The sequence below is a fragment of the Methyloceanibacter sp. genome (assembly GCF_058506495.1).
In genome coordinates, this window is sequence record NZ_JBZMXT010000021.1 from 1 (window position 1) to 13,597 (window position 13,597).

A 13,597-nucleotide genomic window follows, 5' to 3' on the forward strand; every position below is an offset into this window, starting at 1 on the left:
AACGGCGTCCAGGATGTCGTGTCGATGTTCTCGGCGCGTCATCCGCCGGACGATGCGGGCGGCGCCAAGCCGGTGTTCCCCCCTAAGCTGACGCAGAACGATTTAGAGGCCGTCAATGAAGCGATCCTCTCACACCCCCTAGTGGCGGGAAAGCTGCTGTCCGACGACGGCAAAACGACGCTTTTCGTGATCGCGATGGAGCCGTACCCCGACATCGACGACTTGCGCGTCGTAGCCGGCGAATTGCGTGACGTCACTGAAAGCATGCTTCAAGAGACCGACATGACGGTCCAGTACTCGGGGCTCTCGTTCTTGCGCTTAGAGATTGTGTCGTCGCTCATGTCCGACCAGCTGACATTTATTTCGGTCGGATTCCTGATCGTCCTACTGATCTCATGGCTTTTCTTTCACAGCATCACATACGTATGCATCTCCGCGACTCCCGCTGTGATCGCGGTGATTTGGATTGCGGGCATAACGGGCCTGCGGGGCGTCGAGGTCGATGTCATGAGCGGTGTCGTGCCGGGTTTGGTCATCGTGCTCGTTGTCGCAAGTTCCCTGCACTTATTGTTCAAGGTCAGGCGCGAACTCAACAAAGGTACAGAGGTCTACGAGGCTGTGTCGCGCGCCGTCCTTGAGATCGGGCCAGCCTGCGTGCTGGCGTCGCTGACGACGGCCATTGCCTTATTCTCGCTAACCCTTGTCCCGCTGAAAATTGTCGCTGGCTTCGGCTTTACGGCGGCGATCGGCACAGCGATCGCCTACATCGTTACGATCACGGTTGTTCCATCCTTGGCCTATCTGCTTCTAAGCCGTGCGAAACCGAAGAAATCGCCCAGCCAAAAGATTGACTTCGCATTCAGTGCAGCGAGCCATTTTTGCCACAAAGTGGCTCATTTCACGATGGAGCGACCCCGGCTTGTTCTTGCGTGCGGCCTTGCACTCCTTCTCGTGGCCGGTGTCTTCTACGCCCAGATCAGTCCCCGTTATCAGTACCGTGAGTATTTGCCGGAGCGCAGTCCCGCGCATCTCGCCATGAATGCGATCGACGACCGGCTCGCAGGATCCGAGGACATCTTTGTCCACATACAGATGCCGCCCGGCATGCAGATCGATACGCCCGAAAGCGCCGAACTGGTGAAGAAGGTCGACGCCATCGTCGCGGACTTACCATTGGTGCGCAGCGTTACGTCACTCTACAGCATTCAGAGCTGGGCGGTCGCCGGCGAGATGACTGACGACGAGTTTTTTGATCTTCTTCGCGACGCTGACGCGCCTCTCATTGAGAGAGTGCTCTCAATCGATAACAACTCAACGCTCGTTACGGGGTACTTTCCTGGTACAGACGCCGCCGACTTGCTTCCGGTGGTCAATCAGCTGGATCGCGAACTTGCGCAGTTACAGCGCGCCTATCCCGAGGTGACATTCACCGCGACGAGCCTCTCGGTTCTATCTGCAAAGGCCAGCTACGAGATGATTGCCCAGTTGAACAAGAGCCTTTTGCTGGCCATTGCGCTGAATATCATGCTTGTCGGGCTCGTGTTTCGGTCGCTGCGCGCTGGTCTGTATTGCATTCTGCCCAATCTTCTCCCGATCGTGGTCGTAGGAGGCTTCCTCTATCTGTCCGGGCTTGGGCTGCAGTTCACGAGTGTCGTCGCCTTCACGATCGGGTTCGGTATCGCCGTCGACAATTCGATCCATATTCTAAACTATTACGGTTTGATGCGTTCGCAGGGCCGAGAGGTCATTCCGGCGCTGGAGGAGACAATCACCACGATCGGGCCGGTGCTCGCGGTTGGAACGGTCGTTCTTGTCTCCGGATTTGCGGCGACGCTGTTCAGCCAATTGCCCAATTTGCGCCTTTTCGGTGAAGTAGCGATGATCCTGCTTGCCACAGCCCTGTTAGCGAACTTAGTGATACTCCCGGCGACAATTGCGATTTTGGAAGGCCGTCCTTCAAAGACGGTGGTCCATTAGAGCATTTGCTGCGTAAGAGATGTAATCCTGTAAACAAATGGCGTATTAAGGCGGTAACGGCGGGATGAACGTCTGGAGCCACCATGCCGAATGACCACTCAGTGGAGGTTTGTATGTTAGCGATGGTGAACCGGCTTCGGCATATGGGTTCGATAACAGAAAGTCGGAAGTTTGCTGAGGGCAGTGTCCGCGTCCTCGGGGGTATGGCGCTTGTCGCGCCTCTCATGATAATTGCGCCGAACAATGCTGCATCGGCCGCCGTCCTCGCGGGCGAATGGAGCGGCGAGGGGACGGTCACCCAGACTGAGGGACCGACCGAAAAGGTGCGATGCCGCGTCAGCTATAAGCAAGAAGCTGCCAAGGTTTATGACGTACAGGCGCAGTGTGCATCCACATCAAAGAAGATGAAGCAAACCGGGGAATTATTGGAAGTGCGCCCTGGTGTTTTCACTGGGAGCTTCAATCTGCCTCAATACGACGTGAGCGGTCGCGTCCGTGTTGTTATTGAGGGTGAAACGCAAACAGTGACCTTCAAGAGCCCACGGGGCGAAGGCCAGGTCACACTTACCCGGCGATAGAAAGTCCGCGGCCCGAAGTTCGTTTGCGTTTGTCCAAGCTGGTCAACGCTTAGCGCGCGAATAGGGCGGGGCCTAATCCTCTCAGCTGATCATTATGTGAGTGCGGGGCGTACGCCTCGCGCTTTAAGGTTAGCTTGCCAGATTCGCGTGCCCCCTAGGATGAACAAGACATCGTTTTCTGGCCCACCAAACGTGAAGCTATAAACACCAGGGGCTGCTAGCTCTCCGAATAGGTCGGCATAGGGCGAGAAGACTTGAACGCCCGTGGCAGATGACGAGTAAACTCTGCCCTTCGTGTCGACCTTGATGCCATCGGGGTATCCTGGCGAAATCGTTGCAAAGAGCCTGTCTCCACATAGGCGCCGATCTTGGCGGCTGGTTTGAAGCCTTGGAGTTCACCGTAATTGGGGTCCGTGAACCAGATTGTCCCGTCCGACCTCTCCACGACGTCATTTGGCGAATTGAACGGGAGCCCGCGCCAGGCATCGACGATGGTCTCAAGAGCTCGTGTCTTGAGATTTATGCGACTAATGCGAGCCCGCTCATCAAGCCGGCCCTGTTCGCAGATCAAGAGACGGCCCCGTCGATCAAGAGACATTCCGTTCGCCATGTTCGAAGGGCTCCGTACGACTTCGAGTTTTCCAGGCCGGAATGGGAAACGCTTGCCGTTCAGGGCAAGACGCATGATGGCGATGTTTTTGGGGCCTGGTTCTGGCGCGGTGGTGAAGTAGAGCGCGTGCTCGCCCGCCACGTATACAGGCCCCTCATGCGCATTCGTCTCGATCAAGAAGAAGCGTTTGAAACCCTTGCCGAGGACTTTCCGAAAACCGTCTAGAAACGCCGTGAACTCGCTCGCTCCTTCGACTGGCATCTCAGACCTCTCTTCAAGCGCCGCTCGAATTCCAATGGCAAAGGTCTACAACAAAGGATCGACGAGCTTGCTTACGGCGACACCAAGCGCGCGTTGCGCGTCGGGGTCGAGGTGAACGCCGTCGATGGAGCTGACCTTAACAATCTCACCCGCATCGAGGTAGGTAATGCCGAAATGGTTGGCGACGGTCCGGTAGGCCGCTGCAAGGCCTCGAGAGGTCCCTTGCCCGCCGGAATACATAAGAGCCATATCCGCGTTCAGCGATCCCAAAGGCGGTGGCGCAACCAACACCATCCTAGGCGCCGTTGCCCCCGGTCCAGCTTGGCTCGTTATAACAGCGCGGACCATGTCCATACTGCTCACGGCAATTCGGCCCGCCGTCAGGCCGTAGCAGGGCGCGCTGTCGTTGGTGCCCAGCATGACAACAACAATATCGATAGGGGTATGAGCCTCAAGCAGGGGCGGCAGCATTGCCAGCCCGTCACGACAGGGTCGCGAGAAGTCCTCAGTTGCGATTGTCCTGCCGTTCAGGGCTTCCTCGATGACGTCGGCACGACCCTTTAGCGCGCTTTCAAGCGCGCGTGGCCAGCGGTCCTCCGGCGGATAACGGGTGCCATCCGAAGGGTTGTAGCCCCAGGTAAGCGAGTCGCCGAAGCACAAAATAGTTTTTGTCACGCAGTCTCTCCTTGGTCCGTCCGCATCGTTCTATTGTCTCGCTACAGTCTAGCGTCATTGCGCGGTCGGCACGACGCGCCAGACAGTGTTCCCCACATCATCGGCAACAAGAAGCGCACCGGTGCGATCTTCGGCGACGCCGACGGGCCGCCCATACGCCTGCCCGTCCGCGCTGAGAAAACCGGTGAGGATGGTCTCCGGCATTCCGGACGGCTCGCCGTCCTCGAAGGTCACGAAGATGACCTTGTAGCCGCTAGGAGGCCTGCGGTTCCACGAGCCGTGCTGTCCTATAAAAGCGCCACCCTTATAGCGTTCGGGAAAAAGGTTGCCCCTGTAGAATGCAAGGCCGAGCGACGCGGTGTGCGGACCTAGGGCGTAGTCGGGTACGATCGACTTTGCCACAAGGTCAGGTCTCTGTGGCTCGACCCGCGTGTCGACGTGGTCGCCAAAATAACTATAGGGCCAGCCGTAAAAGCCGTTCTCTTGGACGGACGTCATGTAGTCGGGCACGAGATCGCTGCCAAGTTCGTCCCGTTCGTTGACAACGGTCCACAGGCGGCCGCTGTCGGGCTGTATGTCCATGCCAACGGGATTGCGCAAACCCGACGCATAGATTCTCGATGCGCCGCTTCCAAGGTCGATTTCGTGTATGGCGGCGCGTCCGTCTTCCGTTTCAAAACCGCGCTCGCCGATATTGCTGTTGGAGCCAACGGAAGCGTAGAGCTTGCGGCCATCGGCACTCGCGAGGATGTTCTTGACCCAGTGGATGTTCACAGGGCCGGCTGGAAGATCGGCAACAGCCTCGCCTGTGGCCGAGATCGTTGTCTCACCAAGACGGTACGGGAAGCGGACGACGCCGTCCGTATTCGCCACATAGAAGTCGTCGTCGATCAGCGCCATGCCAAACGGCGAATTCAGTCCCGAGAGAAACGCCGTGCGCGTCTCGGCGATGCCGTCTCCGTCTGCGTCACGCAAGAGCGTGATTCGATTAGGACTCTCAACGCCTGCTCCGGCCCACCACATACCGAGCTTCATGAGGCGGCCCATGATCCCTTGCGACAAGCCAGGTTGCGGTGGAGCTGCCGCCTCGGCAACGAGTACGTCGCCATTGGGTAGGACGTACAGCATACGAGGATGATCCAGGTCCGTAGCGAACGCATTCACGCTCAAGCCGTCCGCCGCCTGAGGAGTCTCGTCGTTCGGCCACCCTGTCGCTTTCGCGAGCACCACTGTTGGAAACGTAGTCTGAACGGGAAGCGGCAGCTCGGGATTAGGGCCCGTGCCCGCGGAAACAGGGAGGGTGGCCTCTTCTCCGCAGCCGGCGAGTCCTAGGCAAATGAGGACAGCAAACGCACGTGCGATTAAATGGCTATGCATTCGGGACGAATCCTTCGGCTCCGCGACGTTGGCCGGTTCTTGGCCGTGATCGTAGTCAGCCAGTCAAATTGGTGTGAAATGCAACTTAAGCGCTTTGGATGTATGGTTTTTCGGTTGCTTTGCCATGACAATGCGGCCATTCCGCCTATGGGCCCATGCAGTTCATTGAGGTATTGAGATAGTGTGATACCGCGTGCGTCTGAAACCGCGCCCGCAGCGGCGGCTATTCTCCTCGGACAAACAGAATGCAGCAGAGAAACGACAGCGCCAAGCAACAGGTAGCGAAGTCGAAAGGCGGTAAAGGATCGGAGCCCAAATCCTCCCACGCCACGCCGCCGTCTGACCCGGTGCCCGCCCCGGCGACCTCAGGGCACGGCGGCAGGTTCCTCTATATCCTCCTAGCGGTGCTGGCCTTTGCAGGCATGGCTTACTGGTATCTGTCCGGGCAACAAGGGCCACAGCAAGCAATGGCCCCGAGTGCACCTCCCGCTGCGCCACCCGTCACCGTGTCCACGCCCCTCGTGGAAACGATTCAAGAATGGAATGACTTTACGGGTCAGTTTGAGGCAGAGGAGTCCGTCGAAATTCGCGCGCGCGTAAGCGGCTATTTGGAGTCGGTCAATTTCGATGACGGACAATTAGTGAAGAAGGGCGACCTTCTCTTTGTCATCGAACCACGACCGTTCGAGATTGCATTGGAGTCAGCGAAGGCGGATGTCGCGCAGGCAGAAGCTCAGCTCGAGCTTGCTAAAGTGCAGCTGGAGCGCACCGCCGAATTGCGCAAGAAGGATTTTGCGTCGGCGCAAGCGTTCGATGAACGCGCAGCGGAGGTCAAGGATGCCACGGCCTCCTTGAACAAGGCTCGCGCGGATGTCGACCAGGCGCAACTCAATCTCGATTACACGCGGGTGCTTGCGCCGGTGTCCGGCCGGGTAGGGCGTCACGAAGTGAGCGTCGGCAATCTCATTGTGGGCGGAACCGGCGCGCCGGAGACGACGCTCCTGACGACGGTTGTATCGCTTGATCCGATCTGGCTGACATTCAATGTCAGCGAAGGCGATGCGATGACGTATAAGCGGCTTATTCAGAAGGGCGAGCTTGAGTCGGCGCGGACCGCCGACATTGCCGTGCAAGGTCAGCTGATCGACGAGACGGATTGGCCGCTGAAAGGCACCATCGATTTTGTTGACAATCAATATGATCGCACAACCGGCACGATCCGTGTGCGCGCTTCATTCCCCAACAAGGATCTGTTTATCACGCCTGGTCAGTTCGGCCGGGTCCGTGTGCCGATGTCGCAAGAGAAACCTACGATGCTCGTGCCCGACGCAGCCGTCGTGACAGATCAGTCGACGAAACTTCTCTTCACTGTGGCCGACGATGGAACCGTGGTGCCTAAACCTGTTGAGCTCGGCGCGGTCACAGATGGCGGTTTGCGTATTGTCCGCGACGGTATTACTGAGAAAGATAAGGTCATCATCAACGGACTTTTGAGGGCGCGGCCTGGGCAAAAGGTGACGCCGCAACCCGGCGAGATACAGCCTCTGGGTCAACAGGCCGCGGCTCAACGATGAAGACGTCGCACTTCTTCATCGACCGGCCTATTTTTGCAGCTGTCATTTCGATCATCATCACGCTCGTCGGTGGCGTGGCCTATTTCAACCTGCCTGTCGCGCAGTATCCCGAGATCGCACCGCCTTCCATACAGGTGACTGCGCAGTATCCGGGCGCCTCCGCAGAAATTGTCGCGAACACCGTCGCTACACCTATCGAGCAGGAGGTGAATGGCGTCGACGACATGATCTACATGACGTCTCAGTCGACGGGCGACGGCTCAATGGCGCTGACAGTGACGTTTAAGCTCGGTACGGACCTCGATACGGCGCAAGTGCTCGTACAGAACCGCGTGGCGATTGCAACACCGCGGCTTCCCGAAGAAGTGCGGTCGCTCGGTGTGCAGGTCAGAAAGCAATCGCCGGATCTCATGATGGTCATCCATCTGAGCTCGCCGGACGACAGCCGTGACCTGCTGTACATTTCAAACTATGCGACGCTGCACGTTAAGGACGTCTTGTCTCGTATCGACGGCGTGGGCAACGTCACGATCTTCGGTGCGCGCGACTACTCGATGCGGATTTGGCTCGATCCCGACAAGCTCTCCGCGCGGAACTTGACTGCTGGCGACGTGCTCACCGCACTTCGTGGACAAAACGTCCAGGTGGCGGCCGGGGTGATAAATCAACCGCCCGTTCCGCAACCAGGCGCCTTCCAACTCAATGTTGAAACGCAAGGGCGTCTCAAAACACCGGAAGACTTCGGCAATATCATCGTGAAGTCCGATGGCGAGGGGCGCGTGGTTCGCGTGCGCGATATCGCGCGGGTCGAACTAGGTGCGGCCGACTACAATCGCAATGGCTATCTCGATGGACGCGTTGCAATCCCGATGGGCATTTTTCAGCGCCCGGGCTCCAACGCGCTCGCGACAGCCACGGAAGTCGAAGAGACGATGGAAGAGCTCTCCAAGTCCTTCCCGAACGGCCTGCGTTACGACATCGTCTACAATCCCACCGTCTTCATCTCCGACTCCATCGAAGCGGTTTTGGTGACGATGCTCGAGGCCGTGATCCTCGTGGTACTGGTGATCGTCATATTCTTGCAGACATGGCGCGCGTCGCTGATCCCTATCGTTGCGATCCCAATCTCGCTCATTGGGACGTTTGCCGTGCTCTCGGCGCTCGGTTACTCACTCAATAACCTATCGCTCTTCGGTTTGGTGCTGGCGATCGGCATCGTGGTCGATGACGCGATCGTCGTGGTGGAAAATGTCGAGCGAAACATCCGCGAAGGACTGAGTCCGCGCGAGGCCGCATACCGTACGATGGACGAAGTCGGTACAGCGCTGATCGCCATGACGCTGGTTGTCTGCGCGGTGTTTATTCCAACCGTGTTTCTGAGCGGCATTCTTGGCCAGTTTTTCCGCCAATTCGCTGTGACAATCGCGACGGCTACGTTGATTTCGCTGCTGGTTTCGCTGACGCTGAGCCCGGCGCTTTGCGCCATTCTCTTCAAACCTCAAAACGCAGAGGAAAAGAGGGGGCTCTTCGGGCGCATCGTCCATCGCGGGTTCGGCTGGTTTAATGCGGGCTTTGACTGGGTCGCCGAAAAATACGGTGCGATGACGGCCCGGCTGATCCGGATCTCAGCTGTTATGCTGACGATCTACGTTGGGCTGATTGGGCTGACCGTCTATCAGTTTCGTGCTGCTCCGACAGGGTTTATTCCGAATCAAGATCTTGGTTATCTCATTAACATCATTCAGTTGCCACCGGGCTCCGCCTTATCCCGAACGAACGACGTTGCTCTCAAAGTTACGAAGATTGCACTAGAGACGCCCGGGGTGGCTCACGCTGTGCCGATCGTGGGGCTTGATGGTGCAACGTTCACGACGGCATCCAATTCAGCCGTGGTGTTTACCCCGCTTGAGCCATTCTCCGAACGCGCGAAGAAAGGCCTTAACGCAACAGCGGTATCTGGTGCGCTCAATCAGGGGTTCGCTTCCATCGAGGATGCCTTCATCTTGAGTATCTCGCCGCCGCCCGTCCGCGGTATCGGCACGACCGGCGGCTTCAAGATGCAGGTGCAGGACACGCAAGGTGCGCCGCTTTCGCAGCTAGCCGATGTCGCGCAACAACTCGTGGTAGCCGCGAACCAGGATCGGGTTCTCTCACGTGTTTTCACGACCTTCAATACAGGAACACCGAGCGTTTACGCAGATATCGATCGGGTGCGCGCGGAAATGCTGGGCGTGAATGCTGACGATATCTTCGAGACGCTCGAGATCTATCTCGGCTCACAATACGTGAACGATTTCAACTTCCTCGGCCGCACATACCGGGTGACCGCCCAAGCAGACGGACAATATCGCCAAGACCTCAATGCGATAGCCCAACTCGAAGCGCGCAACGCGCAAGGTGAGATGGTGCCGCTAGGGTCTGTCGCGGCATTCAATGACATCACCGGCCCTTACCGTGTTGAGCGTTTCAACCTCTTCCCGTCTGCTGCCGTACAAGGCGGAACGAATCCGGGTTTCTCCAGCGGTGATGGACTGCAGGCGATGGAACGCCTCGCCGGTGAAGTCCTCCCCGACGGCTACGCCTACCAGTGGACGGAACTCGCCTTTCAGGAGAAGCAGGCTGGGGACACGGCGATCTTCGTGTTTCTCGCAGCGGTCGTGTTCGTGTTCCTGCTGCTCGCCGCTCAGTATGAGAGTTGGGGTTTGCCGCTCGCCGTCATCTTGATCGTGCCCATGTGTTTGCTGGCAGCGGTCAGCGGCCTGTTGTTGCGCGGGATGTCCGTAAATATTTTGGGGCAGATCGGTTTTGTGGTGTTGATCGCCTTGGCTGCGAAGAACGCGATCCTGATCGTCGAGTTCGCCCGACAGAACGAGGAGAACGGGCAGAACCGCTTTGATGCGGTGGTGGAAGCGGCCCGAGTACGTCTGCGGCCGATTTTGATGACGGCCTTGGCCTTTATTCTTGGCGTCGTGCCGCTTGTGATCGCGACAGGGGCCGGCGCCGAGATGCGCCAGTCCTTGGGCACCGCCGTGTTCTCGGGCATGCTGGGCGTCACGGCGTTCGGACTGATCTTCACACCAATCTTCTATGTGCTCGTTCGGAAATTCGCGGCGGTTCGGAAAGCGCCGGGCGACGGAAGGCCAGAGGCGGCCGAATAGAGCGGAGCGCAGTCTCGCCGTCGTTGCTCAAGTGAGCGGCATCAGATTAAGATGCTTCAAACGATATCTCAGGGCGGATACAGACGAGAGGAATGGGCGTTCGTAAGCGCTTAATGGAGACCGCTGGGTTTGCCGCAAGATACAGACACGCTATCGGCAGGGGACGTGCCCGCAGACGCTGCCGAGTATTATCAGAAATTTTTCAACGAGATGAGAGATGCCCACGGGAACGTGCGGCCTGCGTACAAGCAGCTCGCCAAATTCCTCGACGGGCTTTCGATGGAGTCTCTTGCGACGAAGCAAGAGGCCGCCGACGCGCTCTTTCGCCGGCTCGGCATTACCTTCGCCGTATATTCTGAAGGCGGATCGACGGAGCGGCTAATCCCCTTTGATCTGATCCCCCGTATCTTGCACCAATCAGAATGGAACCTGGTCGAGCGCGGTTGCCTTCAACGCGTCAAGGCAATCAACATGTTCCTGTATGACATTTATCACGACCAAGAAATTCTGAAGGCCGAGCTCATCCCCTCGGAGCTTGTTTTCAAGAACCCAGCCTTTCGACCAGAAATGTGCGGCGTGGATCTTCCCAAGAACGTCTACGCCCATGTTGCCGGTGTCGATCTCGTTCGTACAGGCGAGCGCGACTTTTTCGTTCTGGAGGACAACGTTCGCACGCCTTCCGGCGTATCTTACCTTCTCGAAAATCGAGAGATCATGATGCGATTATTCCCGGATGCGTTTAACGGCCAGTCCGTTTCGCCAGTGGGGAATTATCCGGAGCGTCTACTGGAGAACCTGCGCGCGGTTGCGCCAAGTGGGGCGGAGGACCCTGTCGTCGTTCTTCTCACTCCAGGGCGCTATAACAGCGCTTACTTTGAGCACGTGTTCTTAGCGGAGCAGATGGGCATCGATCTTGTCGAGGGTGTCGATCTGTTCGTTCGTGACGGCTATGTCTGGATGCGCACAACAGAGGGTCCGGTGCGCGTCGATGTGATCTATCGCCGCCTCGACGACGACTTCATGGACCCGCTTGCCTTTTATCCAGGATCGATGCTGGCCGTTCCCGGCCTTTTGTCCGTGGTGCGATCGGGCAATGTTGCTTTGGCGAATGCTCTGGGTACCGGCGTGGCGGACGACAAGGCTATGTACGTCTACGTCCCGCGTATGATCGAGTTCTACCTGGGTGAACACGCAATTCTGAACAATGTGCAGACCTACATGCTGCGGGACCCTAAGCAGTGCCAACATGTTCTGCAAAATATAGAGAACCTGGTTGTCAAAGAGGTCCAAGGCTCTGGCGGCTACGGGATGCTGATCGGGCCGGCCTCGACGAAGGCGGAGCAAGAGGCCTACAAGGCAAAGGTTGTACAGAACCCCTCGAACTATATCGCTCAGCCTACGCTCACCCTGTCGACAGCTCCAACCCTATGCGGTGACGCTTTGGTGCCCCGCCATGTGGACCTCAGGCCCTTCGTGCTATCTGGCGACGAAACCAGCGTCATTCCTGGCGGTCTAACCCGTGTCGCGCTACGCGAGAAATCTTTGGTGGTCAATTCCAGCCAAGGCGGTGGAACCAAGGATACGTGGGTACTGGAGCCGGGAGCATGTTGAGCCGCACCGCCGAGGATCTGTATTGGATGGCGCGAAACATGGAGCGTGCTGAGAATACGGCCCGCATGCTTGAGGTCAGCTTTCGCATGTCGATGCTTCCATCGTCGATGGATCGCGAAGCCGAGTTTCAACCGATCTTGGCGATCGCGCCCGGTGACGGCACATTTCAAGACCACTATGACAAATTGAGCTTCGAGAATGCTGTGCGCTATGTCGCGCTCGATCCCGAGAACAACGGTTCGATTTATTCCCTGATCCGAAATGCCCGCGAGAATGCCCGTGCCCGACGCGCTTCCATCTCGAGCGAGGCCTGGGAAACGCTGAACGCGACTTGGCTGCAAATGCAAAGCTTCGATTTCGACGAAGTTCGCCGTTGGGGGTTTCGCGACTTCTTCGACTGGGTCAAAGAACGTTCGCATCTCTTTCGTGGCGTGGTGTTCGGTACCATGCTCCACGACGACGGGTTTCGCTTCTTACGCCTTGGGACCTTCATTGAGCGAGCCGATAACACGGCCCGCATTCTGGATGTGAAGTACCATGTCCTGCTTCCAGATACCGAGCAGGTAGGCGGATATGTCGACTATTATCAGTGGGCAGCACTACTTCGGTCGGTCGGCGCCTACCGCGCCTACCGGCGAATCTACCATGACTCGATCTACCCTTGGCGCGTGGCCGAGCTCTTGATTCTCCGGGAAGACATGCCGCGCTCGCTGCACCATTGCTACAGCATCGTTCTTGCAACCTTGGACGAGCTTGCGAAAGAGAAGCCGCTTGAATGCCGAAGGCTTGCGGGCCAAACGCATGCACAACTTCGCTATGGTCAAATTCAAGCGGTCTTTCGCGAGGGGCTGCATGAGTATCTTACGCGCTTCATCGAGGAGAACCACGCCCTGGGAATGCAAATCCAAGAAGACTTCCTCATGACCCCACTGGCGATAGCGGAGGCCGTGTAAGCAATGCTGATCCGCGTTGAGCATTCCACGTCGTACAAGTACTCGGAGCCGCTTCTTGCGACTACGCAGTATTTGCGGATGACGCCGCTGTCTGGCAGCACACAGGCCGTCGAAAACTGGGCAGTGATCTGCCCAGGGGCCGCGACAACGCCGTGGCAGGATCAATACGGCAATACTTGTCATACGCTCACGGTCACGAAACCTGTTGATCGTCTAGATATTCGGGTGAGTGGACTTGTGCGAACGCGCGACACGAGTGGGGTTGTCGGCGTGGCGTCGCCTGAACTGCCGGTTATGCTCTACCTTCGCGAAACACCGGCGACCCTTGCGGTCGATTCAATTCGTGATCTCGCGAACAAGAGCCGCGGACAGGGTGACCGGGATCGGATAGAGATCCTGCACGACATTATGCTGGGTATCGCCGAGGCGGTCGCTTACAAGCCCGGCGAAACACACGTTCACACCACCGGCGCAGAGGCATTGGAGCAGGGCAGCGGCGTTTGTCAGGATCACGCGCACATTTTTTGTGCCGCTGCCCGCGCGCTTGACATCCCAGCCCGCTACGTTAGCGGTTACATGACGCAGGGTGTCGGTCATGAAGCTCACACGGCAAGCCACGCCTGGGCCGAAGCCTTCGTTGACTCTCTCGGCTGGGTGGGGTTCGATCCAACCAATCGGGCTTGCCCGGACGAGTCGTACGTGCGGACCGCGATCGGCCTCGATTACTCCGAGGCGGGTCCTGTACGGGGCGTACGGGCAGGGGGTGGTGACGAAGAGATGAGTGTCCACGTCAGTTTTCCAAATCAGCAATAGGGTCGGGGGC

The 13,597-nt window shown here is 58.0% G+C and carries 9 protein-coding genes and 1 pseudogene; 7 read left to right on the plus strand and 3 right to left on the minus strand.

Annotated features, from left to right (window positions below):
- On the plus strand, window positions 1-1,977 hold a 1,977-nt coding region (locus tag AC33YF_RS05840), incomplete at its 5' end, for an efflux RND transporter permease subunit (RefSeq protein ID WP_491776263.1).
- A gap of 143 nt (window positions 1,978-2,120) precedes the next feature.
- Entirely contained in the window at window positions 2,121-2,555 is a 435-nt protein-coding gene (locus tag AC33YF_RS05845) for a hypothetical protein (RefSeq protein WP_491776264.1), read from the plus strand.
- Window positions 2,556-2,647: 92 nt separating this feature from the next.
- On the opposite strand, the pseudogene AC33YF_RS05850 reads toward AC33YF_RS05845, so the two are convergent.
- From AC33YF_RS05850 to AC33YF_RS05860, 3 genes and pseudogenes are all read right to left on the minus strand, one after another.
- Window positions 2,648-3,426, minus strand: a pseudogene (locus AC33YF_RS05850) (SMP-30/gluconolactonase/LRE family protein).
- A 45-nt stretch (window positions 3,427-3,471) separates the two neighbouring features.
- Window positions 3,472-4,101 (minus strand): SGNH/GDSL hydrolase family protein, encoded by a 630-nt coding sequence (locus tag AC33YF_RS05855; RefSeq protein ID WP_491776265.1) that lies wholly within the window; start codon window positions 4,099-4,101, stop codon window positions 3,472-3,474.
- 54 nt (window positions 4,102-4,155) lie between these two features.
- Entirely contained in the window at window positions 4,156-5,478 is a 1,323-nt protein-coding gene (locus AC33YF_RS05860; RefSeq protein WP_491776266.1) for a PQQ-dependent sugar dehydrogenase, read from the minus strand.
- Between the two features lie 245 nt (window positions 5,479-5,723).
- Between AC33YF_RS05860 and AC33YF_RS05865 the strand changes: the two genes are divergently transcribed.
- The 5 genes from AC33YF_RS05865 (at window position 5,724) to AC33YF_RS05885 (ending at window position 13,587) form a co-directional block, all read left to right on the plus strand.
- Window positions 5,724-7,052 (plus strand): efflux RND transporter periplasmic adaptor subunit, encoded by a 1,329-nt coding sequence (locus AC33YF_RS05865; RefSeq protein ID WP_491776267.1) that lies wholly within the window; start codon window positions 5,724-5,726, stop codon window positions 7,050-7,052.
- Window positions 7,049-10,210 carry an efflux RND transporter permease subunit gene (locus AC33YF_RS05870; protein ID WP_491776268.1) on the plus strand — a complete coding sequence of 1,054 codons (3,162 nt, stop codon included), beginning with the start codon at window positions 7,049-7,051 and terminating at the stop codon, window positions 10,208-10,210. The genes AC33YF_RS05865 and AC33YF_RS05870 overlap by 4 nt, the downstream gene beginning before the upstream one ends.
- 210 nt (window positions 10,211-10,420) lie before the next feature.
- On the plus strand, window positions 10,421-11,821 hold the full coding sequence (locus tag AC33YF_RS05875; protein ID WP_491776292.1) for a circularly permuted type 2 ATP-grasp protein: 1,401 nt from the start codon (window positions 10,421-10,423) through the stop codon (window positions 11,819-11,821).
- Window positions 11,815-12,774 (plus strand): alpha-E domain-containing protein, encoded by a 960-nt coding sequence (locus AC33YF_RS05880; RefSeq protein WP_491776269.1) that lies wholly within the window; start codon window positions 11,815-11,817, stop codon window positions 12,772-12,774. The genes AC33YF_RS05875 and AC33YF_RS05880 overlap by 7 nt, the downstream gene beginning before the upstream one ends.
- A 3-nt stretch (window positions 12,775-12,777) precedes the next feature.
- Window positions 12,778-13,587 carry a transglutaminase family protein gene (locus tag AC33YF_RS05885; protein ID WP_491776270.1) on the plus strand — a complete coding sequence of 270 codons (810 nt, stop codon included), beginning with the start codon at window positions 12,778-12,780 and terminating at the stop codon, window positions 13,585-13,587.
- Window positions 13,588-13,597 lie beyond the last annotated feature (10 nt).